Origin of the sequence: Acinetobacter sp. TGL-Y2 (genome assembly GCF_001612555.1) — a bacterium.
Taxonomy (GTDB): Bacteria; Pseudomonadota; Gammaproteobacteria; order Pseudomonadales; family Moraxellaceae; genus Acinetobacter.
In genome coordinates this window covers 1-25,710 of record NZ_CP015110.1, presented here as the reverse complement: position 1 = coordinate 25,710, position 25,710 = coordinate 1, and the positions used below count along the sequence as shown (strand labels likewise).

At 41.4% G+C, this 25,710-nt stretch carries 19 protein-coding genes and 1 rRNA gene; 6 read left to right on the top strand and 14 right to left on the bottom strand.

Translation table 11 applies throughout. The features are described 5' to 3' along the window. Window positions 1–55: 55 nt before the first annotated feature. From AMD27_RS00105 to AMD27_RS00095, 3 genes are all read right to left on the bottom strand, one after another. Window positions 56–1,593: ribosomal RNA gene (locus AMD27_RS00105) — 16S ribosomal RNA — on the bottom strand. Window positions 1,594–2,025: 432 nt separating this feature from the next. Beyond that, on the bottom strand, window positions 2,026–2,592 hold the full coding sequence (locus AMD27_RS00100) for a peptidylprolyl isomerase (RefSeq protein ID WP_067654690.1): 567 nt from the start codon (window positions 2,590–2,592) through the stop codon (window positions 2,026–2,028). A gap of 265 nt (window positions 2,593–2,857) precedes the next feature. Then, complete coding sequence (locus AMD27_RS00095; RefSeq protein WP_067654687.1) at window positions 2,858–3,928, bottom strand: alpha/beta hydrolase; 1,071 nt, start codon at window positions 3,926–3,928, stop codon at window positions 2,858–2,860. A 198-nt stretch (window positions 3,929–4,126) separates the two neighbouring features. Here AMD27_RS00095 and AMD27_RS00090 point away from each other — a divergent pair, with 198 nt between their 5' ends. After that, on the top strand, window positions 4,127–4,603 hold the full coding sequence (locus tag AMD27_RS00090) for a hypothetical protein (protein WP_067654684.1): 477 nt from the start codon (window positions 4,127–4,129) through the stop codon (window positions 4,601–4,603). Between the two features lie 226 nt (window positions 4,604–4,829). Here the strand turns inward: AMD27_RS00090 and AMD27_RS00085 are convergent, their stop codons facing one another. After that, window positions 4,830–5,093: a hypothetical protein gene (locus AMD27_RS00085; RefSeq protein ID WP_067654681.1), complete on the bottom strand. Its 264-nt coding sequence runs from the start codon at window positions 5,091–5,093 to the stop codon at window positions 4,830–4,832. Between the two features lie 801 nt (window positions 5,094–5,894). Between AMD27_RS00085 and grpE the strand changes: the two genes are divergently transcribed. The 3 genes from grpE to AMD27_RS00070 all read left to right on the top strand — a co-directional run bounded on the left by grpE (window position 5,895) and on the right by AMD27_RS00070 (window position 9,012). Then, complete coding sequence (gene grpE, locus AMD27_RS00080; RefSeq protein WP_067654678.1) at window positions 5,895–6,443, top strand: nucleotide exchange factor GrpE; 549 nt, start codon at window positions 5,895–5,897, stop codon at window positions 6,441–6,443. Window positions 6,444–6,595: 152 nt separating this feature from the next. Further along, window positions 6,596–8,536, top strand: a complete 1,941-nt coding sequence (gene dnaK / locus AMD27_RS00075; protein ID WP_067654675.1) for a molecular chaperone DnaK — start codon at window positions 6,596–6,598, stop codon at window positions 8,534–8,536. A 113-nt stretch (window positions 8,537–8,649) separates the two neighbouring features. Continuing rightward, the gene (locus tag AMD27_RS00070) at window positions 8,650–9,012 is read left to right on the top strand and encodes a MerR family transcriptional regulator (protein WP_067654672.1); all 363 of its coding nucleotides are present in this window, start codon (window positions 8,650–8,652) and stop codon (window positions 9,010–9,012) included. Window positions 9,013–9,435: 423 nt separating this feature from the next. On the opposite strand, the gene AMD27_RS00060 is transcribed toward AMD27_RS00070, so the two are convergent. Both AMD27_RS00060 and tyrS read right to left on the bottom strand, forming a co-directional pair. Next, on the bottom strand, window positions 9,436–11,373 hold the full coding sequence (locus AMD27_RS00060; protein ID WP_067654669.1) for an ATP-binding cassette domain-containing protein: 1,938 nt from the start codon (window positions 11,371–11,373) through the stop codon (window positions 9,436–9,438). A gap of 157 nt (window positions 11,374–11,530) precedes the next feature. Beyond that, window positions 11,531–12,763, bottom strand: coding sequence for a tyrosine--tRNA ligase (tyrS, locus tag AMD27_RS00055; protein WP_171254760.1), 1,233 nt, complete (start codon window positions 12,761–12,763; stop codon window positions 11,531–11,533). A 63-nt stretch (window positions 12,764–12,826) separates the two neighbouring features. On the opposite strand from tyrS, the gene AMD27_RS00050 reads away from it, so the two are divergent. Then, window positions 12,827–13,954 (top strand): anhydro-N-acetylmuramic acid kinase, encoded by a 1,128-nt coding sequence (locus tag AMD27_RS00050; RefSeq protein WP_067654666.1) that lies wholly within the window; start codon window positions 12,827–12,829, stop codon window positions 13,952–13,954. 248 nt (window positions 13,955–14,202) lie between these two features. Beyond that, window positions 14,203–15,054 (top strand): alpha/beta fold hydrolase, encoded by an 852-nt coding sequence (locus AMD27_RS00045; RefSeq protein WP_067654664.1) that lies wholly within the window; start codon window positions 14,203–14,205, stop codon window positions 15,052–15,054. Window positions 15,055–15,121: 67 nt separating this feature from the next. On the opposite strand, the gene erpA is transcribed toward AMD27_RS00045, so the two are convergent. The 8 genes from erpA to dnaA form a co-directional block, all read right to left on the bottom strand. After that, on the bottom strand, window positions 15,122–15,457 hold the full coding sequence (erpA, locus tag AMD27_RS00040; protein WP_067654660.1) for an iron-sulfur cluster insertion protein ErpA: 336 nt from the start codon (window positions 15,455–15,457) through the stop codon (window positions 15,122–15,124). A gap of 141 nt (window positions 15,458–15,598) precedes the next feature. Then, window positions 15,599–16,603: a putative solute-binding protein gene (locus tag AMD27_RS00035; RefSeq protein ID WP_067654657.1), complete on the bottom strand. Its 1,005-nt coding sequence runs from the start codon at window positions 16,601–16,603 to the stop codon at window positions 15,599–15,601. A 289-nt stretch (window positions 16,604–16,892) separates the two neighbouring features. Beyond that, complete coding sequence (locus AMD27_RS00030; RefSeq protein ID WP_067654654.1) at window positions 16,893–17,900, bottom strand: putative solute-binding protein; 1,008 nt, start codon at window positions 17,898–17,900, stop codon at window positions 16,893–16,895. A gap of 155 nt (window positions 17,901–18,055) precedes the next feature. Then, entirely contained in the window at window positions 18,056–19,075 is a 1,020-nt protein-coding gene (locus AMD27_RS00025) for a putative solute-binding protein (protein ID WP_067654651.1), read from the bottom strand. A gap of 257 nt (window positions 19,076–19,332) precedes the next feature. Then, entirely contained in the window at window positions 19,333–21,804 is a 2,472-nt protein-coding gene (gene gyrB, locus AMD27_RS00020) for a DNA topoisomerase (ATP-hydrolyzing) subunit B (protein ID WP_067654648.1), read from the bottom strand. Between the two features lie 51 nt (window positions 21,805–21,855). Continuing rightward, window positions 21,856–22,938, bottom strand: coding sequence for a DNA replication/repair protein RecF (recF, locus tag AMD27_RS00015; RefSeq protein ID WP_067654645.1), 1,083 nt, complete (start codon window positions 22,936–22,938; stop codon window positions 21,856–21,858). Between the two features lie 27 nt (window positions 22,939–22,965). Beyond that, window positions 22,966–24,114: a DNA polymerase III subunit beta gene (gene dnaN / locus AMD27_RS00010; RefSeq protein ID WP_067654642.1), complete on the bottom strand. Its 1,149-nt coding sequence runs from the start codon at window positions 24,112–24,114 to the stop codon at window positions 22,966–22,968. A gap of 107 nt (window positions 24,115–24,221) precedes the next feature. After that, a complete protein-coding gene (dnaA, locus tag AMD27_RS00005) occupies window positions 24,222–25,610 on the bottom strand; it encodes a chromosomal replication initiator protein DnaA (RefSeq protein ID WP_067654639.1) in 1,389 nt (462 codons plus the stop codon). Window positions 25,611–25,710: the final 100 nt, after the last annotated feature.

Sequence of the window (25,710 nt, the reverse complement as noted above, 5' to 3'; positions counted from 1 at the left end):
ACATCTTCATGAAGAACAACTTGTTGTGGATTCTTACCGATCGTCAATCTTTCGTTAAGGAGGTGATCCAGCCGCAGGTTCCCCTACGGCTACCTTGTTACGACTTCACCCCAGTCATCGGCCACACCGTGGTAAGCGTCCCCCCTAAGGTTAGACTACCTACTTCTGGTGCAACAAACTCCCATGGTGTGACGGGCGGTGTGTACAAGGCCCGGGAACGTATTCACCGCGGCATTCTGATCCGCGATTACTAGCGATTCCGACTTCATGGAGTCGAGTTGCAGACTCCAATCCGGACTACGATCGGCTTTTTGAGATTAGCATCCTATCGCTAGGTAGCAACCCTTTGTACCGACCATTGTAGCACGTGTGTAGCCCTGGTCGTAAGGGCCATGATGACTTGACGTCGTCCCCGCCTTCCTCCAGTTTGTCACTGGCAGTATCCTTAAAGTTCCCGGCTTAACCCGCTGGCAAATAAGGAAAAGGGTTGCGCTCGTTGCGGGACTTAACCCAACATCTCACGACACGAGCTGACGACAGCCATGCAGCACCTGTATCAGAGTTCCCGAAGGCACCAATCCATCTCTGGAAAGTTCTCTGTATGTCAAGACCAGGTAAGGTTCTTCGCGTTGCATCGAATTAAACCACATGCTCCACCGCTTGTGCGGGCCCCCGTCAATTCATTTGAGTTTTAGTCTTGCGACCGTACTCCCCAGGCGGTCTACTTATCGCGTTAGCTGCGCCACTAAAGTCTCAAAGACCCCAACGGCTAGTAGACATCGTTTACGGCATGGACTACCAGGGTATCTAATCCTGTTTGCTCCCCATGCTTTCGTACCTCAGTGTCAGTATTAGGCCAGATGGCTGCCTTCGCCATCGGTATTCCTCCAGATCTCTACGCATTTCACCGCTACACCTGGAATTCTACCATCCTCTCCCATACTCTAGCCAACCAGTATCGAATGCAATTCCTAAGTTAAGCTCAGGGATTTCACATTTGACTTAATTGGCCACCTACGCACGCTTTACGCCCAGTAAATCCGATTAACGCTTGCACCCTCTGTATTACCGCGGCTGCTGGCACAGAGTTAGCCGGTGCTTATTCTGCGAGTAACGTCCACTATCTCAGAGTATTAATCCAAGTAGCCTCCTCCTCGCTTAAAGTGCTTTACAACCAAAAGGCCTTCTTCACACACGCGGCATGGCTGGATCAGGGTTCCCCCCATTGTCCAATATTCCCCACTGCTGCCTCCCGTAGGAGTCTGGGCCGTGTCTCAGTCCCAGTGTGGCGGATCATCCTCTCAGACCCGCTACAGATCGTCGCCTTGGTAGGCCTTTACCCCACCAACTAGCTAATCCGACTTAGGCTCATCTATTAGCGCAAGGTCCGAAGATCCCCTGCTTTCCCCCGTAGGGCGTATGCGGTATTAGCAGTCGTTTCCAACTGTTGTCCCCCACTAATAGGCAGATTCCTAAGTATTACTCACCCGTCCGCCGCTAAGTTAGGTAGCAAGCTACCTTCCCCCGCTCGACTTGCATGTGTTAAGCCTGCCGCCAGCGTTCAATCTGAGCCATGATCAAACTCTTCAGTTTAATATTGCTTAGTACCTTAAAGGGTACCAATCTTGGCTCATCAATCTTCTGACAAATATTTCTCAAATAAACTTCGAGTAATTTCTACCAGTAAATCAATGAAAATAATTTCGATCGATCAATCAGTAAAAATCCACACAAGTTGTTCTTCATAATCTCTTAATGATCTTTCTAACACCTCGTCAGTGCTAGAAGCTGGACTTCAATAAACTTAACAACTCAGCCAATCAGCTTCGTTCGCTTCCGTCTATCTCGTCGGTATGGGTGCATTCTAGAGGATTTCAGAATCATTGCAAGCGCTTTTAACTGATTGTTTTATTGAGTGTTCTATTTTTATGCACCATAATGGTTCATTATTATACTAAGATTAAGCTAAACCTATAATTATAAAGCAGAAATATGACAAAAATATTTCTGCTTTATTTTCCAATTTTATTTCTTCACGGGTGCATTCATGGTCACACGTAGGATTTTTACTGGATTTTTGGGTACATCTTGATGCATTCCATAACGACCAGTCGGGACTTTCACGATTTTATCCACCACATCCATACCCTTTGTCACTTTTGCAAATACTGCATACCCTGCATTTCCAGGTGCTTTATTTAAAAAGTCATTGTTTGCCACATTAATAAAGAACTGACTGCTTGCAGAGTTTGGGTTATTGGTACGTGCCATGGCCAAAGTACCACGCTCATTCTTCAAACCGTTATTTGATTCATTTTGAATAGGTGCTTTGGTTTGCTTCTCAATCATTTTCGCATCCATTCCCCCACCCTGCACCATAAAACCAGGAATCACACGATGAAAGATCGTGCCATTATAGAAGTTGGATTGAACATAGCTTTTAAAGTTCTTCACAGAAATCGGCGCTTTGTCATCCAACAGTTCAATGTCGATGTTGCCCATGGTGGTTTTAATTTGCATCTGCGTATTGGCAGCCATCAGCATTGAACTACTGATGGCTACGGTCAGCCCTAAAGCCAGTTTATTTAACATATACATTGCCTATTCAAATTTTAAGATTTTCTTATCTTATCGATTTAGCTTTGAAAATAAAGCGTGCTTTTGTTTTCATCACTATTTTTATCATTTTGTTCATCATCATTGTTTTCTTTATTTAGTATTCGACAGATCAAAGCTATATAGATAAAAAAGACGCACGTGGGGTCATCCATGTGCGTCTTTAAAATCGCATACCTTTATAACACCGACATCAGAAATTTAAGGTTTGATCTTACTAACCATTGAGTCTCTATATACCTTAACTCACCTTGTCCCAAAATTTTCTAAACTCACGACCGATTTCAATGACATTCTTTTTGGCCTTACTTGAAATCAAGGTCATATTGATAAAGCCATGGGTTTGATCTTCGTAATCTTGATAAATCACTTTAGTGCCGTTCTGACGCAATTTATACGCGTATATTTTGCCTTCATCATGCAGAACATCATGTCCTGCAGTAATCACATAAGCTGGTGGCTGTTTTTTCAAATTGCCATTGATTGGAGAAATCAGCGGATCATCTAAAGCCACCTGATGACGTGTAACATAGTAGTCAGTAACAAAGTCGATATCTGTACCCGTGAGCACCAAACCATCTTTATAAGCATAAAAAGAAGGATGACGACTTTTAAAATCCACAGCCGGATAAATCAATAATTGCGCTTGCGGTGCATAACTGGCAGAGGCAGCTCTTTGAGACACTACAGCACTAATATTACCCCCCGCACTGTCACCTGCAACCGCAATTCTATTTTTTAGAATTTTGAATTGACGGCGATTTTGATAGACCCATGCCAGCGCATCTTCACACGATTGGATCAACGCTTTAGGTGAAACTTCGGGAGCAAGTGGATACTCAATACTCAAGACTTGGGCTTTCGCATGAACAGCAAGTAGGCGACAGACCTCGTCATGGGTATTAACGCTACCCACAACAAAACCACCGCCATGATAAAACACGATCATAGGTAATTTTTTAGTAGGTGCAGGATGATAATGCCGGGCAAAAATACTACCGCTTTGCAAAGGTAAACGCAGATCTTCGATATACGCCACGTCCGTTGACTGATGTGTGAGCGATTTGATCTGAGCTTCGAAGGCTTTACGTGAATAATCAACATTTTCACCAATAAAACCAGATTTGCCTTGTTTGAGTTGGGCTGCCATCAAACATTTGGTAAAACTGTCTAATTCTGGATATTGATAAGGGTAGCCGAGTAGTTTCACCAAAGACTCTTGAGCCAATTGTGGTAGTCGATCGAGTGCGCGTCCTGCAGCCCCCTGTCCATTTTCTAATAAGTGTTGTAGTTTTTTATTGATTGAACCCATGTTGACCCTACCCTTACTCTTCATATTTTCTACATGATCAGGATTTGACTGACTATATTGTTATATAAGTCTATATATGAATATACAAACACAAAACTAAGATACGCTAATCTGACCCTAGCAGTCTTGTCATTGACTATATATTTAAATATCAGGTTTTTTTTGTTATTCCTGATCATCCATATAAAGGTGAACGCTATGGCGATTAAAGCACTATTTATTTCGTTAGCAACAGCTGTCCTTGCGGTGGGATGTGTCGCATTCCCTGATGATGGTCCTTATTATTCAGATGGTTATGATCGCTCCGACCGAAATTATGATCGTAACTACGATAGAGATAATGACCGCAATCGTTATGAACGTGAGCGTGCGCAACGTCTTCATCAAGCGCGGTTAGAACAAGAACGTCGCCAACGTGAATACAACCAAACCCGAAATCAGCGTGATCAAGCTGAACGTCGTAAACAAGCTCAACGTGAGCAAGATCGTCGTAAACAAATTGAGCAACGTCAACGTGAGCTTCAAAAAGAGCGCCAACAAGGACAAAACCGTTGGAATCAAAATGACCGAGCAAAACCAGCTGCGGATAACGACAGAAAACGTTGGGAACAAAATCGTGAAAAACGCAATGATCAGCGTAAAAAACAGCGCGACCGTGACCGTAAAGACGATTAAGCTGGTCTAAAGTTTGATACGTAAAGCCTAGTATCATGACTGGGCTTTTTTAGCTCTGAACTTTATGTCTACTCGGTTAAAACATTGAAAGAGACTAATAGTTTCAAATTAAAACTTTAGATGATTGATAAATAAAAATAGACAGTAGAGGCATCCAACCTACTGTCTATGCTTTAAGTTCAATCACTTAGATTAAACATTATTCTTCCAGCATCGCTTAAAAGCGTTATTGAACAGGTTGTGTTGACTCAGGAACATCGCCCATAGGACTCACTTGCACCGGTTCAGCCTGTTCTAAGCTTGGATCTGCTTGTACAGCAACGCCATTTTGAGTATTAGATTCAATTGAAGAACTTTGTGCCGCAGAATGATCTAGGCTTTCTGTCTGTGGCGTTGATTGTGCTGATTCAGGAGACTGGGTTGATGCACAGCCCACCATGGTTAAACTTGCACTGGCTAATACTAAAGATAAAAGACCAAATTTATTCATCGCAATATTCCTTTAATCAATACATCAAAATAAATACATCAAAGCTTGCTTCAGCTTCGAGTGCCTATCATTACTAAGTTTGTTTTTTTTTGCGTGTAGAATTGGTCCGTCTTTTAACGTGATCCCGTTAAGAAACCCTCAAAAATGTAAAATAGGAATTTTGAGATCAAATCAATTCAAAGCATTCTGGTAAACGTTTATTTAAACTTGAAATAATAGAGAAATTTGTAGAGTTTATGGTAGATAAAATAGTCCGAATGGCACTGATAGCAATAACATTGGTAATATTTCACCCCTATATGCTTACAATGTAATCTTAAAAACCATAGACAAAAAAAGCTCATCCAAGGAGGTCGGACGAGCTATGAAAATGCAAAAGCAAAAAATAAATAGAAACTACAGCGTGAGTATCTGGTTAAAGATAATACAGCTGCTCATCATTTAACTGAAAGACTTGTTTTATCTGTTTTTATATTTTTTTTATATACATAATCTGCTTTTCACTTTGAACAATGAAATTATGTGATACACATCACGTAAATCAAACAGATTCAGCTATTTATCGTTTTAACATATTACTCTGATCGTATTAAACACTAAAACACCTATAAAAGGTTTTTAGGTCGGCTTGTGCATTCTATTTATGAAATAAACCGTTTATTAACTTGAATTATTCTGAGTCGCCCACATTTCTTGTGTATTGATGAATTAAACACTCATGGCAGTTCAGCATTAACTTGGTTAACACTGATGCCTTAAGGACTGTACATGTTTAAAAACCCATTTAAGCGGAGATCTTCCATGGCAAATGAGCAAACCGATCAGACTCAAGATATTCAAGCTCAAGACATTCAAGCGGATAACGTAGAACATCAATCTACTACAGAACAACCTGAAGTGAATGTTGAAGATTTACAAGCTCAAATTACAACATTGACTGAAAATCTGAAATACGAAAAAGCGGTTGCTGCAAATGCTAAATATGAAGCAGAAAAAACCAAAGAGCGTTTAGAGCGTGAAGCAGATACATCGAAAAAATTTGCTTTAGAGAAAATTGCAAAAGAGCTTTTGGATACAGTCGACAACCTTGAACGCGCAATTGCTGCAACGGGCGGCGAAAAAACAGCACTTTCCGAAGGTGTTGAACTGACATTGAAATCACTAATTACCACTTTAGAGAAGTTTGGTGTAGTCGTAGTCGATACTGACCATGGTTTTAATGCAGATTTTCATCAAGCCGTAGGGATTGCTCCTGATGCAAAAGCGGGTGAAGTCGGCACTGTATTGCAAAAAGGCTATACCCTAGCGGGTCGTTTACTTCGTCCTGCCATGGTTTTAGTGGGTCAATAAATTGTGTTTAGCCAAGTTAAACTTGGCTAAATGCTAAAGAATTCGAGAGTTTTTCATTTTTTTTAACAATTTTACTTGAAAAATTTTGAATGGCTCTCATATCGGATAACAAGCATAAACAATTGCAAAAATATTTTTGAGGAAACATCCAAATGGCTAAAATCATTGGTATCGATTTAGGTACAACAAACTCTTGTGTTGCTGTTCTTGAAGGCGACAAAGTTAAAGTCATCGACAACGCTGAAGGCGCACGTACAACCCCTTCTATTGTTGCGTATAAAGATGGTGAAATCCTTGTAGGTCAATCTGCGAAGCGTCAAGCAGTGACCAACCCGAAAAACACACTATTCGCAATCAAGCGTTTGATCGGTCGTAAGTACCAAGACCAAGCTGTTCAAAAAGATATCGGTCTTGTGCCTTATAAAATCATCAAAGCTGACAATGGCGATGCTTGGGTTGATGTTAACGATAAAAAATTCGCGCCACAGCAAATCTCTGCTGAAATCTTGAAAAAGATGAAAAAGACAGCTGAAGATTATTTAGGCGAAACAGTGACAGAAGCCGTGATTACTGTTCCGGCTTACTTTAACGATGCTCAACGTCAAGCAACTAAGGATGCAGGTAAAATTGCAGGCTTAGAAGTTAAACGTATCATTAACGAACCAACTGCTGCGGCGTTAGCGTTCGGTATGGACAAAAAAGAAGGCGACCGTAAAATCGCGGTTTACGACTTGGGTGGTGGTACTTTTGACGTATCCATCATTGAAATCGCTGACCTTGATGGCGACCAACAAATCGAAGTATTGTCAACCAACGGTGATACATTCCTAGGTGGTGAAGATTTCGATAACACGTTAATCGAGTACTTGGTTGAAGAGTTCAAGAAAGAGCAAGGCTTTAACTTAAAGCAAGATCCACTGGCACTTCAACGTTTAAAAGAAGCGGCTGAAAAAGCGAAGATCGAACTTTCTTCTTCGAATGCAACTGAAATCAACCTACCTTACATCACGGCTGATGCGACGGGTCCTAAGCATTTAGTGATCAACGTTACTCGTTCTAAGCTTGAAGGTTTGGTTGCTGATTTGGTTGCTCGTACCATTGAACCATGTAAGATTGCGCTTAAAGATGCTGGTCTTTCGACTTCAGACATCTCTGACGTGATTTTGGTGGGTGGTCAATCACGTATGCCACTTGTACAACAAAAAGTACAAGAATTCTTTGGTCGTGAACCACGTAAAGACGTGAACCCTGACGAAGCTGTAGCTGTAGGCGCTGCGATTCAAGGTGCTGTATTGTCTGGCGACAAAACTGACGTACTTCTTCTTGACGTGACTCCGCTTACACTTGGTATCGAAACCATGGGCGGCGTGTTAACTGCAATCATTGAGAAAAACACCACGATTCCTGCGAAGAAATCTCAAGTGTTCTCAACTGCTGCTGACAACCAACCTGCTGTAGACATTTCTGTGTTCCAAGGTGAACGTAAAATGGCTCAGCAAAACAAATTGCTCGGTAACTTCCAATTGGGTGACATCCCACCTGCTCCACGTGGCGTGCCACAAATTGAAGTGTCTTTCGACATCAACGCTGATGGTATCTTGAAAGTATCTGCGAAAGACAAGAGCACAGGTAAAGAGCAATCGATTCAAATTAAAGCAAACTCAGGTTTGTCTGATGCTGAAATCGAAGCGATGATCAAAGATGCTGAAGCGAATGCTGAAGAAGATCGTAAATTTGAAGAGCTTGCAAAAGCACGTAACGAAGCTGATGCTTTAGTTTCATCTTCACAAAAAGCGATTAAGGATCTTGGCGAACAAGTGACTGCTGACGAAAAAACAGCGATTGAAACTGCGGTTGCTGAGCTTGAAGCGTCGACTAAAGAAAATGACGTTGATGCAATCAAAGCGAAAACTGAAGCGCTGCAAAACATCATCATGCCAATTAGCCAACGTGCGTATGAAGCTGCACAAGGTCAAGGTGGTGCTGAAGGTTTTGATCCTAACGCTTTCCAAGGCGGTGAAGGTCAAGCTCAGAAAGCAGACGATGGCGTTGTAGATGCTGAGTTCACTGAAGTTAAAGATGACAAAAAATAATTTGTTGCTTTAACCTAACTCGAAAGAGTTAACAAAAGACCGCGCGAAAGCGCGGTTTTTTTGTAATAGTATTTTTATAAGACTAAAACAATGCTATTACAGAGGATGACTCCATGCTCATTTCAGATGTTGCCAAGCAAACGGGCTTATCTATTCATACACTTCGCTATTATGAAAAAGAAGGCTTACTCAAAAATATCTACCGTAATCCATCAGGAAGACGCGAATATGATCATCGTGATTTAGAATGGTTAACTTGGATTAAGCGGCTCAAATCTACTGGAATGCCATTGAATCAAATCAAAAAGTTTTCATCCTTTAGACAACAAGGTAATCAAACACTGCATTTAAGAAAGCAAATTTTAGTTGAACATTCTAAAATTTTGAATGAGGAAATAAAGCGACTTAATACAGAACTAGAAATTGTGAAATACAAAATTGAGCTTTATGAAGAAAAAAAGCTTGAGCTAGAGTGAACTCTACTTGATAGCATTTTTATTCACTGATCAATAAGGAACATAAAAATGCTAACTTCTGGCTTTTATATTACAGCCGAATTAAAAATTACGGACCAAAATAAAATTGATGAAACAATTCAAGCTTTGAAAAACCTATGTAAACAAACTATTTCGGAATCTGGATGTACCCTCTTTCAACTACATTATTGTTTAGATCAACCAACTCGACTATTACTTTAGGAGAGATATAATACAGAGTTTGATTATCAATACCATTTTGAGCAAGCATATACGAAAGCATATTTAGCACTTAATCTGACCGAAGTAGTTCAATATTTTAAATCAGACATTCTTCAATAAAACTATTCGTATTAATTAAAAATACCAAGATAAAAAGAAGCCCAATTTTCATTGGGCTTCTTTTTACGTTCGTTTAAAAGATTAATCTTCTAAAGAAGCCTCTAGCTCTTCGAGTTCCATCATCAGTTCAAGCATTTTCTCTTCAGCTTTCTCTAACTTGGCTTTCAGTTCAGTTTGCTCAGTCATCAGCTTTAATAAATCATTTTTACGAGATGCTTCATACAATCCCGAATCACCGAGTAAAACTTCGATTTCAGCCAAGCGCGGTTGAATTTTCGCAATTTCAGCATCTAATTTTTCAATATTTTTGCGTACAGGACGACTGAGTTCACGGCGACGCGCCGCTTCTTTACGTTGCGCTTCCTTGTCACCTTTTGAGGCCACAGGCTTTGTCACAACTTGAGATTTGACTGGTGCAGCAGGTTGTTGACCATTTTTCATCATATCAATACGTGCTTGGCGTAACCAATCTGCATACGCGCTCAAGTCACCATCAAATTCACGGCTTTGACCACCATGAACCAGAATCAACTCATCACATACACTGGCAATCAGTTGACGTTCATGCGATACCAGAACCACTGCTCCTTCAAAATCGGTCAATGCCATGGTTAAGGCATGACGCATATCCAAGTCCAAATGGTTGGTTGGCTCATCGAGAATGAGTACGTTTGGACGTTGCCATACAATTAAAGCCAAGGCTAAACGGGCACGCTCACCACCGGAGAAGCTTTCACTTGGGGTATCCATACGTTCGCCACTAAACCCAAAGCTACCCAAGAATGAACGTAGGCTTGCTTCACTAATTTTCTTGTCTGCGATACGTGCCAATTGCAACATTGGGCTGGCATTACCATCCAAAGCATCCATCTGATGCTGTGCAAAGTAACCGATGTTTAAAAGCTCTGAATCGTTGCGTGTACCTTGAATAAGCTGTAAATCACCGACTAAAGATTTAATCAGGGTCGATTTACCCGCACCATTCATCCCCAATAAACCAATACGGCTGGTCGGGGTGATCTGTAAACTCACATTGGTCACGATCAGCTTGTCGCCATAACCGATGTCAGCATGCTCAAGTTCAAGTAATGGCGAACTCATTTTGGTCGGTTCACGGAAACTAAAGGTAAACGGCGTATCGACATGCGCAGCAGAAAGTTCCTGCATACGTTCAAGTTGTTTAATACGACTTTGCGCTTGTTTCGCTTTGGTCGCTTGTGCTTTAAAACGGTCAATATACTTTTGCAAATGCGCACGAGTTTCCAACTGCTTTTCATAGGCTTGTTGTTGCTGTGCTAAGCGTTCACTACGGGTACGTTCAAAAGTCGAATAGTTACCCGTATACATGATTAATTCTTGGTTTTCGATATGTAGAATATGATCGGTAATGGCATCTAAGAAGTCACGGTCATGCGAAATCAGGATCAATGTACCTTCATAGGCTTTCAGCCAATCCTCTAACCACAGGATCGCATCTAAGTCCAAATGGTTGGTCGGTTCATCAAGAAGCAGTAAGTCTGAACGGCTCATCAGTGTACGAGCCAAATTCAGACGCATACGCCAACCGCCCGAGAAACTAGATACATCTAGTTGAGACTGATGTTCAAAGAAACCCAAACCTGCCATTAATTGTGATGCTTTAGATGGTGCGGTATAACCATTAATTTCGTCAAAACGACCATATAAATGAGCAAGCTCATCATCAGACAATGTATCAGGTTGATCAAGTTTGTTTTGAATGTCCCAAAACTCTTCATCACCTGACAATACAAAATCAATCGCTTTCATATCTAAAGCTTTGATTTCCTGCGCCATATGCGCAACTGTCCAAACTGCTGGACGAGTCAATGAACCACTGTCAGATTCCATTCCACCCAATAGTGCATTGAAGAGCGTAGATTTACCTGCGCCATTTACGCCAGTTAAACCGATTTTCCAACCTGGATGAAGTTGCATTGACGCTTTTTGAAATAAAACACGTCCACCGCGGCGTATAGAAAGTTGGTCTAACTGAATCATGAATCTTCAAACTATTGAGTACTGGATGCGGCATTTTAAAGGATAAACACGGTCAGAACCAAAAATTATCAAATTTATTAAAAAATAGTCATTTTTAAAAATTATGCCATAAAAAAGCCATCTCTAAGGATGGCTTTTTTAATCGAGGTATTATGAATTAATCTGTGAACGTCACTTTGGCAATGGCTTTCTTACCCGCTTGCACAATCACGGTTTTATTTTCTTTCACTGAGTAAGAAGCATCAACCACGTCCCAATCGACCTTAACGGCTCCACGTGAAACAGCATCTTTGGCTTGCGCTGCATTGCTGGTTAAACCCGCTGCACGCACGATCGATGCGATAAACATTTCACCACCAAACTCACCACGTGAAATGGTCACTTCAGGTGTACCTTCAGGCAGTTCACCTTCGGTAATAATATTGCCTGCACCTTTATGCGCATTGGCAGCAGCATCGCTTCCGTGGAAACGTTCAACCAACTCAAGCGCAAGAATTTTTTTCACTTCTTGAGGGTTACGCCCTTCAGCTACTTCTTTTAATAACACTTCAATCTCTTCAACAGATTTAAAGCTGAGTAGATCAAAATAACGTTCAATCAAGGAGTCAGGCATGGAAAGCACTTTTTGATACATTGCACCCGGTGCATCAAAGACACCAATGTAGTTCCCTAAAGATTTAGACATTTTGTTGACGCCGTCTAAACCTTCAAGAATCGGTACAGTAATACACACTTGTGGTTCTTGGTTATAACGACCTTGTAATGTACGACCCATTAACAAGTTAAAGGTTTGGTCTGTGCCACCGAGTTCAACATCTGCCTCAAGCGCAACTGAGTCATAGCCTTGTACCAGTGGATACAAGAATTCATGAATCGCAATTGGCTGATGACTGTTATAACGTTTGGTGAAATCATCACGCTCAAGCATCCGTGCAACCGTTTGCTGAGAAGCCAATTGGATTAAATCAGCCGCAGTTTTTTGTGCAAACCATTCAGAGTTAAACACCACTTTGGTTTTATTTGGGTCCAAAATTTTAAAGACTTGTTCTTGATAGGTTTTGGCATTTTCTAACACTTGTTCACGTGACAACGGCGGACGTGTTGCACTCTTGCCTGACGGATCACCAATCATTGCGGTGTAGTCACCAATCAAAAAAAATACCTCATGACCTAGGTCTTGAAATACTTTGAGTTTATTAATCAGAACCGTATGACCAAGATGTAAGTCAGGCGCTGTCGGGTCAAAACCCGCTTTGATTTTAAGAGGACGATTTTGTTTTAATTTATTCAGAAGGTCTTCTTCAGAAATAATTTCATGCGTGCCTCGTTGAATGAGGGCAAGTTGTTCTTCAGCTGCGAGGAAATTTGACATTACAAAACCCAAATACATCAGTTGTTCAATTTGTGCGATATACTAACACTTTTTCAGCATATTGCAGGCTTTAGAATCATCATGACAGCGATCTATATTGGGGTAATGACAGGCACGAGCATGGACGGTGTCGACATTGTTGCTGCTTCTTTCGATCCACTCAAGCTCCATGCAGCGCTGACCTTAGCGTTTGATCCTGATCTGCGTGATGAGTTGATGGCCCTGACGCTCCCGGATGACAATGAAATTGATCGGATGGGCAAAGCCGATGTGGCTTTGGCGCAAATGATTGGTCAGGGTATCAATCAGCTCATCACTGAAAATAAACTGGATAAAACGCAAATCAAAGCCATCGGCTCACACGGCCAAACCATTCGTCACCGCCCTGAACATGGTTTTACCTTACAAATTGGTGATCCGAATATTATTACTGAAATTACGCAAATTCCGGTGATTTCAGATTTTCGTCGCCGTGATATGGCGGCAGGCGGTCAAGGTGCACCTCTTGTGCCCGCTTTTCATCAAGCCTTGTTTCAACATGAATCAATTCATCGGGTCATTTTAAACTTGGGCGGCATAGCCAATGTCAGCATGTTGCCCGCTGGAAATCCTCAAGGTGTCTATGGTTTTGACACTGGCCCGGCCAATATCTTAATGGATGCTTGGTGTCATCGTTATACCGGTCAACCTTATGATGAAAATGGCAGTTGGGCAGCCTATGGTCAACCCATACGCGCTCTACTTGATCGCCTACAAGAACACGAATTTTTCTCTAAAGAACCCCCAAAAAGTACGGGGCGTGAAGACTTCAATTTGGAATGGCTCGATGAACAAATTTTAGATTGGCGTAACGATTCAGAATATGAAGAACTTGAAGATACCCCTGAAAACGTTCAAGCCACCTTGTTAAAAGTGACGACGCGTGCCATTAAAAAAGCCATTTACCGTTCGGGTATGGATACAGGCGAAGTTTATGTCTGTGGTGGCGGTGCATACAACTCACACTTACTTGAACAACTGCGCTGGCGTTTACGCAAACACCACTGGTCTGTTCAAACCACTTCAGATCTAGGTTTAGCGCCGACATGGGTAGAAGGCACGGCATTCGCATGGCTCGCAATGCGTTTCATGCACCAGCTGAGTGGCAACTTACCCCAAGTGACGGGTGCCAAAGATTACCGCATATTGGGCACAATCACGGCGGTTTAGTTTAATCCAGAAATTTTGTCTACACATTTAAGACTTCAGATGCCAAACCATGTGTTTGGCTTTTTATTGTCTGTGACTTTAACTTGTCTGCTGACTTTAGATTATCTGCTGACTATAGATTAAGCATGATCATGAATCGTATGAGATCGTTTTCGACCTCATTTCACGGCCAATTGACCTGTAATGCGCTGTTATCATCTGCAAATAGCAGCAAGATAAAAGATAAACATCAATTTTAAAATCAAATCATGAACTTAAAACAACAGAGAATCGACCAGTTCCAACGTGATGGCCTTACTTTTGATGTCATCGACTCTGGACCTTTAGACGGAAAACCTACCGTACTACTTCATGGTTTTCCTGAAACAGCACAAAGCTGGACAGACACCGCAACTTATTTGAATGCACATGGGTTTCGTACCTATGCCATCAACCAACGTGGTTATAGCTTAGGTGCACAGCCAAAAAGCCGCTCTGCATATCGAAGTGCTAAATTGGTTGCAGATGTGCATGCTTTTCTAAACATGATCAATGAACCTGTCTATTTGGTCGGGCATGATTGGGGTGCAGTGGTGGCATGGGACGTTGCACTTAGCCATCCCAATCAAATTCAACATTTGACTGCTATTTCAGTACCGCATAAAGCAGCATTCTTAAAATCTATGCTGAGCAGTAATCAACTGTTTAAGTCTTATTATATGGGACTCTTTCAACTGCCAAAGATTCCTGAACTTTTATTTGAGAAATTTCCGCATATTGGCCGCTCATTACTCAAATCTACAGGAATGACCGAACATCAGCTGAATGATTTTCAGAAAGATATCGTCGGTGCAAAACGGCTAACAGGTGCTTTAAATTGGTATCGGGGGATACCTTTTAGCTCAAACCGATCGTTAAAACAGAAGGTGACGGTGCCTACCTTGTTTATTTGGGGTAAATATGATTCGGCGGTGGGTCAAAAAAGTGTGGAACTGAATAAAGATTATATGGATGCGCCGTATACAGAGATTATTCTTGATGCGACGCACTGGATTCCAACGCAAAATGCTAAGCAGTTGTCTGAACTTATTATTGAAAATATAACTAAAACTCAAAACTAAGCTAGCCAAAACATAAACTAAAAATCCCTCAACATTTGAGGGATTTTTAGTGTTTCATATTTGGTTTTTAGATAGAGAAAGATGAACCACAACCACATGTAGTTGTTGCATTCGGGTTTTGCACGACAAAACGTGACCCTTCTAAACCTTCAATATAATCAACTTTAGAGCCAACAAGATATTGGTAGCTGAGTGAGTCGACCAACATCTTAACATCGCCATTTAAAAACTCAGCATCATCTTCATTTTGGCTTTCTGCGAAATTAAATCCGTAGGAAAAACCAGAACAACCACCACCTGTTACATAAACACGTAGCATAAGATCCTGATTTCCTTCGCTGTCACGAAGTTGACGGACTTTATTCGCAGCATTGTCAGTCAGCTCAAGTACTTGGGCAGTCATGGGGATTTCCTCAAAATAAAAATTGGCTTCAAAATAAAAAGACCATAGATCAAGTATAACATACTCAATATATGGTCATAACTCGAACTTTAAAGATTATTCAGAGTGAATTTGTCAGGATTAATCCTGAAACACTCAGACTTATTTGTAGTTCTCGTCTTGTAAGCTACATTCAAAGTTGCTTGGCTCATTTTTACAGCGGAATTGCCAAAGAAGTTTCATCATCTGTTTGTTGTAGACGCCCTGCTTGGTCAAACTAATACGCGCTTCACGCATTAATTTTTGATAGCCTGGTTTATCGCCTGCTGGGACATTCATCCAATATTTTGCAGGAATATCTGCCTTCATTTTACCTAAAATTGAATTGGCACGTGGTAACTGGGATTTGATCCAATCACGCGATTTTTGACCATATCCTGCTGGAAATTTATCATGGCGAATAATCAAATTTCCGGTCACTTGTAAAATCGGATAGTTCACAATCGCACCTTTCGTGCCTAAACCTTTATGTAGCTCTAAAGGTCTAAACACTGCAGCCGGTGCGCCAATAATATCGACCTGACCATTGTTAAATTTACTGCCGAAGTTGGTGACATCCGCACTCACCGCTTGCGCACCAATTTGTTGAACCATAATCTTTTGGGCTTGGTCGTAATCTAATACTGCAATTTTTTTACCTGCAGCTTTAGCAACCGTATTGATACTACGGTCACGTACCATCAGGTAAGCATCACCGACTGGTACAACGCCAACGACTTCGTAATTACCACTTTTCATATATTTGCCAAAGGTTGGACTGGCCATCCCTTGCATCACTTTGACTGCAAGATTTAAATCTGTAATAGCACCAATGGCATCGAGTGATCCGGTAAATTTGTTAAATTGACGACCGCGCATACCCGTAATACTCACCGCATCGCATTTGCCTGCTTTAAAATCTTCTGCAATTACACCTTCATTTTGCCCGACTCTAAGCTCAATATCTGCGCCCCACTGTTTGGCAGCCAACTGATAATCTTTCATGAGGGCATACACGTCGCCACTTTTACCCACCAGATCAAATACACACATGACTTGCTTAGCTTGAGCAACAGATGTTACTGCCATTAATCCTGCGGCGCAGGCGATTGTTTTTGACCAATTCATTTTTCGTATCCTTCATTCATCTTATTTATTCTGATCTGGACAGAATCCAATCGTCAGATATGTGCAATTGGCATACCCCCAATTGCGTCCTTTTTAGGTTGTTATATGTTTCACTGATTAAAAAAAGATCTGAATATTCACATAACCTGATCATCATTCCAATTCAGTAACTATCATTTATTGTGAAATAAGCATACTTTTTATCTATAAATCTACAATGGCAGAAATGACATAAAATTTAAAAAAAAAATCCTAGAACGAATCTAGGATTTTTTGTTATTTATCAAAGTTATTCACCGCCAAGTGAACACTCAAAATTGGATTTATCGACAGAGCAACGTGCTTTTTTCAACACCGACATCATGCCTGGATCATAAATACCTTGCTTGGTTAAGTCTAAACGACCTTCACGGAGCATTTTTTGATATTTAAGTTTGTCTTCTGCGCTTAAGTTCATTTTGTATTTGGCTGGAATTTCATTTTCTAAGCGCTTAATCATATTAAAGCTCTTAGGCAAATTCTTCACAAACCAATCACGCGATTTCTGACCAAATCCGGCTGGGAATTTCTCAGGGCGTAGCACCAGATCAGCGGTAATTTGAAGAACTGGGAAATTAAACATTGCACCATTCGTACCTAAACCTTTGTAAATTTCCAAAGGCTTATAGGCATAAGCGGGTGCGCCGACCATATCGACCTGACCGTTGTTAAATTTGGCAACGAAGTTTGATATATCCGATGGAACTGCTTGTGCACCAACACGCTGCACCATAATTTTTTGCGCTGCATCATAGCTCAGAACAGCAAACTTTTTACCTGCAGCTTTTTCAATAGAATTAATTTTTTTGTCGCGTACAAATATGAACGCTGAGCCTAGCGGTGCAATGCCGCCAATTTCATACTTTTTTCCGCCTAAGTTGGTGACCATTTTTGCTGCATTACGGTTATCCAAAGCAAAAGTAATGGCTTTTTGTGCGATGGCATTGCTTGGCGCACCCCCTAATGAGTCAATTGAGCCAACAAATTTGTTGTATTGACGAGCGCGCATTGCGGTCATAAATACAGCATCACATTTGCCTGCTTTAAAGTCATTATCAGCCACGGCTTCATCTTGGCGAGGAACGAGATTAATATCTCCGCCCCAAGCTTTGGCAGCCAGTGCCCACTCTTGAGCCATCTGAAAAGATTCACCCGATTTACCCAGTAAATCGAATACACAAACATCTATTTTTGCTTGGGCAGTGGAGACCATACCTACTGTTGAAGCAGCAAATAGCGCGAGCGTTATTTTTTTCATTGTCGCATCCTTCATTTTTTTGTGAGGAAATTCATGTTTTCCATAACCTGTATATTAAGCACAATTTCTGTAAAAAAATAGAGCTATTACTCTATTTTTTTTGTGTCTAAAAATCCTGTTTAATTTCAATATGTAAAACTAATCTCACGAATTATTTATTCACCGCCCAAGCTACATTCAAAATTAGTGCGCTCAACTGCACAGCGTGCACGCTTTAAAACACGCATCATGCTTGGATCATAAATACCACGCTGAGTGAGTTCAATACGTCCATCTCTCAGTAATTTTTGGTAGCGCATTTTGTCTTCTGCAGATACATTCAATTTATATTTAGCTGGGATTTCAGCTTCAATTCGCTTTAAAATGGCATACGTTTTTGGCAACTGGCGTAACGACCAAGCGCGTGATTTTTGTCCAAAACCTTCAGGGAATTTGGCTTGTCTAAGAATTAAATCTCCTGTGACATTCACCACTGGAAAAGTAAACATTGCACCTTTATTGCCCAAACCTTTATAAATTTCTAAGGGTTTAAATGCATAGGCCGGCGCTGCAATCGAATCAACTTCACCTGAATTAAATTTGCGTGCAAAATTAGAAATATCAGAAGGTACGCCAATCGCACCCACCCGCTCTACTGCCATTTTCTGGGCAATATCGTAATGTAAGTACGCAAATTTTTTCCCAATGCCCTTTTCAATAGTGTCCATGGAACGATCACGGACAAAAATATAAGCAATGCCCAAAGGGCTAATGGCTGCAACTTCGTACTTTTCTCCCTTAATGGTCGTCACCAATCGTTTGGCATTACGTTCATCCAGTACATACGTGATCGCTTTTTTGGAAATTTCATTACTCGGGACACCGCCGAGTGCATCAATTGATCCTGCAAATTTATTGTATTCACGAGACCGCATCGTAGTCATAGCAACCGCATCGCATTTGCCATTTTTAAAATCTTTATCTGCCAGTTCTTCTTTTTGATAAACCAGCAGTTTAATGTCAGCGCCCCAAGCCTTTGCTGAAAGTGCCCATTCTTCCATGAGTTTATAAGACTCACCTGCCCGACCCAGTAAATCAAAGATACACACTGTTTGCTGGGTATTGGCTAAAGCGGATTGACTCCATAGCGCACTCAAGATTGAGGCAAAAAAAAGAGTTTTCACGTTCATTTTCATTTTCCATAATGTCGTTTTTATTGTTTGAGTTTAAGTAACTGACCCATGAGCTAAATTACATCTTTAATTTTGTCTACTTAATGATTATCAATTCAGAAATTATCGATCAGAAAAACTTAAATGTTGCTGGTTTGTGTTTACCTTAACCCATTCTTTTCGTTTTGATAAATACGATTTTGTAAATTCGGATATAACGTCAATTTGAGTTATTTTGACCTAAAAAAACACCCCGAAGGGTGTCTTTTTATTTTAAACGATTAAGCATCGATATCCGCATTTAATGCATTTTCTTCAATAAAGGCACGGCGTGGTTCTACGTCATCCCCCATTAAGCAAGAGAACATACGATCTGCTTCGATTGCATCGTTGATGGTCACTTGAAGCATGTTGCGGTTTTCAGGATCCATAGTGGTCTCCCAAAGTTGATCCGCATTCATCTCACCCAAACCTTTGTAGCGTTGAATCATCATACCGCGACGTGAGTCAGACAAGATATGTTGCCAAGCATCATGGAAAGTCGTGACGTTAATACGTTTATCGCCTTTCTGTAAATAAGCACCTTCTTCAAGCAAGCTGAACCAGCTCTTCGAATTTTGCAGTAAACGCTTATATTCACCTGACGCCAATAATGCCTGATCGAGCAAATAGTGATGCGGTAAATTATGTACATAGACCGTCAAACGCGGCCAGAAATGCGTCAGAGTTGACCCATCCGCATGTTCTTTCTCGAATGACTCTAATGACAGTTCCGGACGCAAACTCGGTTGATACTTCGCAATAGACCGTTGTAGCTGTTCAGCCCATTGTTGCACATAAGCTTCATCATGGTTTTGATCCAATTTGAATGCTTCTAGACCCAATAAACCATCCAGTAAACTTGCAGGATAACGAAGCGTTAAACGATTCAAACTTTTTTGAGAAATCTGATAATCGGCAATCACTTTCGCCAACGACTCACCACGAATGGCAGGTGCTTCTGCACTCACATGGAGTTCAAGCTCATCAATTGCATTTGAAATGAGATAAGTTTCAAGCGCATCATTGTCTTTTAAATACTGTTCTTGCTTGCCCTTTTTCAGCTTATATAGCGGTGGCTGTGCAATATAAATATAACCGCGTTCCACAAGTTCAGGCATTTGACGGAAGAAGAAGGTCAATAGCAGCGTACGAATGTGCGAACCATCGACGTCGGCATCCGTCATGATGATAATTTTGTGATAACGCAATTTATCAGGATTATATTCTTCGCGGCCAATACCACAGCCGAGCGCGGTAATCAGTGTGCCGACTTCAGCTGATGAAATCATTTTGTCGAAACGTGCACGCTCAACGTTTAGGATTTTACCTTTTAACGGTAAAATCGCTTGCATCTTACGGTTACGCCCTTGCTTGGCTGAACCGCCTGCAGAGTCACCCTCGACCAAGTAAAGCTCAGATAAAGCTGGATCTTTTTCTTGGCAATCTGCAAGTTTACCTGGCAGACCGGCAATATCTAATACACTTTTACGACGCGTTAATTCACGTGCTTTACGCGCAGCATCACGTGCACGTGCAGCATCAATAATTTTGCCTGCAATGGATTTTGCAGCAGCAGGATTTTCCAATAAATATTCAGAGAATGATTTATTCATCGCCTGCTCAACTGCCGTTTTCACTTCACTCGAAACCAATTTTTCTTTGGTTTGCGAAGAGAATTTCGGATCAGGCACTTTCACTGACACAATCGCGGTTAAACCTTCACGTGCATCATCACCGGTGACAGCCACTTTTTCTTTTTTTAGAATGTTTTCGCTGTCTAAGTAATTATTCAGACCACGTGTTAACGCCGCACGAAAACCGGCCAAATGCGTACCACCATCCTTTTGCGGGATGTTATTGGTAAAACAACGTACGTTTTCTTGGTAGCTGTCATTCCACTGCAACGCCACTTCTACCGTGATACCCGTTTCAGGCACTTCATTGGTGAAATGGAAAATATCATTTAAATGCGTTTTGCCTTGGTTAATATATTTAACAAACTCAGACAAACCGCCTTCATAGTCAAAAATATGTTCAGCTGCAACACGATCATCACGCAACACAATACGAACGCCAGCGTTTAAGAACGAAAGTTCACGTAAACGACGCGCTAAAATATCGACATTGAATATGGTTTGAGAAAAGGTCAATTCGCTTGGATAGAATCGAACCGTTGTACCCGACTCTTCAGTATCGCCAATTTCACGCAGTTTATAAACCGGATCACCATGGCAATATTCTTGTTCAAACACTTTACCCGCACGACGGATATTCAGCAGTAATTTACTCGATAACGCATTTACAACGGATACACCTACACCGTGCAAACCGCCAGACACTTTATAGCTGTTGTCATCAAACTTACCACCCGCATGCAGAATAGTTAAAATCACTTCTGCTGCAGAGACACCTTCTTCAGGGTGAATATCGGTGGGAATACCACGACCGTTATCAGAAACACTGACAGACTCATCTTCATGAATGGTCACTAAAATTTCGTCGCAATGTCCCGCAAGTGCTTCATCAATCGCGTTGTCAACCACCTCAAACACCATGTGGTGTAGACCTGAACCGTCGTCAGTATCACCAATATACATGCCTGGGCGTTTACGAACAGCATCAAGGCCACGTAATACTTTGATACTAGAGGAATCATAAGCCTTTTCAGTGGTTTGTTCTGTTTGAGAAGTCGCTTGTTCTTCTGAACTCATGGTTGCTCCCTAGTGAAAAAAGGTCTATCCAAAATGGGGAAATTGTCAAAACTATTGCACAACAACTTGAACTTGACCATTTTCAACATTGAATAATTGGTATGAAATCGCTAAATCATGTAAATGCTTTTTTACAGATTCGTGGTCTAAAGTGGTTAAAAAAACCTGACTGCCAAGTTGGCTCAATCGCTCTATTAAACGCTGCTGCGCAGTTAAATCTAATTCTGCTGTTACATCATCTAATAATACCACAGTTTCCTTATTACAAGAATGAAGCATTGCAATCTGAGACAGTTTTAAGGCCACGATGAGCAGTTTCTTTTGCCCACGCGACAGCACCACATCAGCATCTCCCGTGGGAGTTTTTAAGCGGATATCAGCGCGATGTGGGCCATATTCGGTAGAACGTCGATCAACGTCTTTTTGATGATATTGTAGCAAGTCTTCAGCCAAACCCTGCTCAGTATGAAAGCCTGGCCAATATTCCATTTCGATTTTGAGATCAGGCAATAATTTGGCTAAATCTTCTTGAAAATATAGTTTCCACTGCTCCACAATTTCAACCCGCTGTGAATGCAATATTTCGCCATAATCGCTCAGCATTTTGTTCCAAGGTTCAAGATCAATCAGACTTAAATTTCGCTTAGATTTAAGTAAACTATTACGCTGCTTTAAAGCCCGGGAATAATACTGCCACGCATGATAAAATTCTGGTTCCACGTGAAACATAAGCCAGTCTAAAAGTTGACGCCTTGGTTTAGCACCGTGATCAATAATATCTGTACTGAGCGGATCTATGAGCTGCAAAGGCAAAATTTTCGCCAACTGACCTTGCGTGGCCACACTGTCGCCATTCACTTTGATCACCTGCTCACCCGACATCAGCTTTTGCATGCCTATTTTTTCTGTCGCGGATTGGGCAAACACAATTGCGTCGGCGGTGTCATTTTGAATGTAATGTTTGGGTATATGGGTCCGAAAAGATCGACCTGTAGCAAGCAAATGAATCGCTTCTAAAACTGAAGTTTTGCCTGATCCGTTTTCGCCATAAAAAACATTAAACGGCTGCAACTCATGGAGTGCAACCGTTTTTAGATTTCGTACACGCTGTATACTTAAACGCGCAATATGCATGCTGTGTTCTGACTGGCCTTTGCTGACTTAAACACGCATCGGCATCACAACATAGGTCTGATCTTGTTGTAAAGGATCTTGCACGAGTACTGACTGATTCGCTTCTGTCATGGTCATCAGAACATCGTCACCATCCAACACACCCAGTACTTCTAAAATGTACTGCGCATTAAATGACATTTCCATTGGGGTATTGGCATATTGAATCGCTAAGTCTTCAACGGCTTCATCTTGCTCAGGGTTATTGGCACGAAGTTGCAAAGAATCGGCACCAAAGTTTAAGAATACGCCACGTAATTTTTCATTACTTAAAATTGCGACACGCTGCAACGATTGTTTAAATACATCATGCGCAATGGTCACCATTTTGTCGCCACCACGTGGAATCACACGACGATAATCTGGGAATTTACCATCGATCAGTTTCGTGCTAATACGTACCGTAATATTGGCTTGTTCTTTATCACGCTGTGGAATTTGTAAAGTCACATTTAACAGTTCACGACCAATCAAAAGTGCCAATTGATTATCTTCAATGCTGAGTAAACGTTGCAATTCGCCCACGGCTTTACGTGGAACAATCGCTTGCACCAACTGCGTTGCAGTCGATTGCGCCAAAGTCTCACACAGTGCCAAGCGATGACCATCCGTGGTTACAGCACGTAATTGGTTTTGGTCAATCTCAAGTAAAGTGCCCGTCAAATAAAAGCGTACATCTTGCACGGCCATCGCAAATGAGGTTTTTTCAAACAAACGTTTCAGTTCACGCTCAGTCACTTGGACTTGTGTACCTTGGCTATTTTCAGTGCTGAGTAATGGATAATCTTCGGCTGGAAGTGTACCTAGTACAAAACGGCTGTTGCCTGATTTTAAAATACAACGCTGATCTTCAGTAATTTGCAAATCAATCAAAGCTGCATTTGGCAGTGACTTACAAATATCGACCAATTTGCGTGCTGGAACAGTGGTTTCCCCAGCTTGTAGACATGCACCTTCAATGAGGGGGGTACTTGCCACCAATTCAACTTCTAAATCTGAACCCGTAATGGTTAAAGCCTGTTCAGTCACTTGAATTTTTACGTTTGAAAGAATGTTCAAGGTATGACGACGCTCAACGGCACCGACCACATGAGATAAAACATTCACTAAGCTTTCTTTCGCGATTTTCAAACGCACGGTGGATTTCCTCTAAAAAACAAAATATTTACAAATAAAAATTAATTTTTAGCCATGTACTATGCGGCAGATTATACCGCATTGCAAGACGAGATTTTAATCAAAAATCAGCTTTGAAGTAAGCGCATGAGGTTCTTGTAATCCTCATTAAAAATAGGATCTTCGGCTCTTAAACTCTGTACTTTCTCACAGGCATGCATAACCGTACTGTGGTCACGACCACCGAAAGCCATACCAATCTCAGGGAAGCTATCACCAGTTAATTCGCGAGCTAGACCCATTGCCATTTGACGAGGACGCGCAAAAATACGAGTCCGCTTTGGACCGACTAATTCTTTTAATGGAATACGGAAATACTCACTCACCACACGCTGAATATTTTCAGTGCTGATGGTCCGTGCACGAATAGCGAGTACATCTTTGAGTGATTCACGAACGACTTCTAAGTCAATCGGTGTACCTTTGAAACGCGAAATCGCCACCACTTTGTTTAAAGCGCCTTCAAGTTCACGAACATTTGCAACCACTTGTTGTGCAATGAACAATGCACAGTTACGCGGCAATTCAATCGCATTGCTTTCTGCCTTTTTCAGCAAAATCTCAATACGGGTTTCAATATCAGGCGGTTCAACACCAACCGAAAGTCCCCAAGAAAAACGCGAGACTAAACGCGGATCAAGTTCTGTCAATTCTTTTGGATAACGGTCTGAGGTTAAAATAATTTGTTTCGATTCATCAAGCAGTGCGTTGAAGGTATAGAAAAATTCAACCAAGCTGGCTTCTTTACCTGCCAAAAGATGAATATCATCGACCAACAATAAATCCAGTGAACGGCAATTTTTCTTGAACTCTTCAACCTTGCCCTTTTGCAATGAACTGACAAAATCTTGCACAAAACTTTCTGCGGTCATGTACATCACACGAGCATTGGGCTTGGCTTGTAATAACGCATTACCTACGGCTTGCATTAAATGCGTTTTACCCAAACCGGTAGGTCCATATAAAAACAGTGGATTGTGCTGTGACTCACCCAACTGGGTTAACACTTTGCGACAGGTTTCAGCCGCCATTTGGTTAGAGCGGCCTTCGACAAATAAAGCAAAATTAAACAAGGGATTGAGCAGACGTTTTTTTGCATTCTTGGCTGGGATAAGCTCTTGATGTTCTTTTTTTGATTTGTAATGCGTCGTTTGACTGGGTACTGACTCTAAAGCTGACGTTGTCGTTGCAGGCTGTTCAGCAGCAGATAAAATCGCACCTGGGCGTGAATCCACCAAAATTTCGACTTTACGCACCCGACCTTCAGACATTTGCTCGGCCAAAATAGTAATCAGTTCAAGATGGTGTTCTTGGATATAACGTGTCCAATAGGGATTTGGCGCATACAGTTTGAGTACACCTTCCACCTCTTCAGCGACCAATGGACGAATCCACATCGCAAAGACGTTATCAGAGAGTTCTTGTCGTAAGCGATTTAAGCAGTCCGTCCACAGCATGTGAAACCCCTCATTCCATTTAAATTTAAAAACACCCCGGTACACATAGGGGTGGCAATCATAACTAAGTTATCCACATCTGTCATGACTATTTAATCTA

What these genes read in the sequence shown, in the direction of transcription:
- AMD27_RS00090 (WP_067654684.1), top strand. Translation starts at nt 4,127, where the DNA reads ATGGCGATTAAAGCACTATTTATTTCGTTAGCAACAGCTGTCCTTGCG.
- recF (WP_067654645.1), bottom strand. Translation starts at nt 22,938, where the DNA reads ATGCATATTGCGCGTTTAAGTATACAGCGTGTACGAAATCTAAAAACG.
- AMD27_RS00025 (WP_067654651.1), bottom strand. Translation starts at nt 19,075, where the DNA reads ATGAAAATGAACGTGAAAACTCTTTTTTTTGCCTCAATCTTGAGTGCG.
- dnaA (WP_067654639.1), bottom strand. Translation starts at nt 25,610, where the DNA reads ATGCTGTGGACGGACTGCTTAAATCGCTTACGACAAGAACTCTCTGAT.
- tyrS (WP_171254760.1), bottom strand. Translation starts at nt 12,763, where the DNA reads ATGTATTTGGGTTTTGTAATGTCAAATTTCCTCGCAGCTGAAGAACAA.
- AMD27_RS00030 (WP_067654654.1), bottom strand. Translation starts at nt 17,900, where the DNA reads ATGAAAAAAATAACGCTCGCGCTATTTGCTGCTTCAACAGTAGGTATG.
- AMD27_RS00045 (WP_067654664.1), top strand. Translation starts at nt 14,203, where the DNA reads ATGAACTTAAAACAACAGAGAATCGACCAGTTCCAACGTGATGGCCTT.
- gyrB (WP_067654648.1), bottom strand. Translation starts at nt 21,804, where the DNA reads ATGAGTTCAGAAGAACAAGCGACTTCTCAAACAGAACAAACCACTGAA.
- AMD27_RS00060 (WP_067654669.1), bottom strand. Translation starts at nt 11,373, where the DNA reads ATGATTCAGTTAGACCAACTTTCTATACGCCGCGGTGGACGTGTTTTA.
- AMD27_RS00095 (WP_067654687.1), bottom strand. Translation starts at nt 3,928, where the DNA reads ATGGGTTCAATCAATAAAAAACTACAACACTTATTAGAAAATGGACAG.
- AMD27_RS00035 (WP_067654657.1), bottom strand. Translation starts at nt 16,603, where the DNA reads ATGAATTGGTCAAAAACAATCGCCTGCGCCGCAGGATTAATGGCAGTA.
- AMD27_RS00085 (WP_067654681.1), bottom strand. Translation starts at nt 5,093, where the DNA reads ATGAATAAATTTGGTCTTTTATCTTTAGTATTAGCCAGTGCAAGTTTA.
- dnaK (WP_067654675.1), top strand. Translation starts at nt 6,596, where the DNA reads ATGGCTAAAATCATTGGTATCGATTTAGGTACAACAAACTCTTGTGTT.
- AMD27_RS00050 (WP_067654666.1), top strand. Translation starts at nt 12,827, where the DNA reads ATGACAGCGATCTATATTGGGGTAATGACAGGCACGAGCATGGACGGT.
- AMD27_RS00070 (WP_067654672.1), top strand. Translation starts at nt 8,650, where the DNA reads ATGCTCATTTCAGATGTTGCCAAGCAAACGGGCTTATCTATTCATACA.
- grpE (WP_067654678.1), top strand. Translation starts at nt 5,895, where the DNA reads ATGGCAAATGAGCAAACCGATCAGACTCAAGATATTCAAGCTCAAGAC.
- AMD27_RS00100 (WP_067654690.1), bottom strand. Translation starts at nt 2,592, where the DNA reads ATGTTAAATAAACTGGCTTTAGGGCTGACCGTAGCCATCAGTAGTTCA.
- erpA (WP_067654660.1), bottom strand. Translation starts at nt 15,457, where the DNA reads ATGACTGCCCAAGTACTTGAGCTGACTGACAATGCTGCGAATAAAGTC.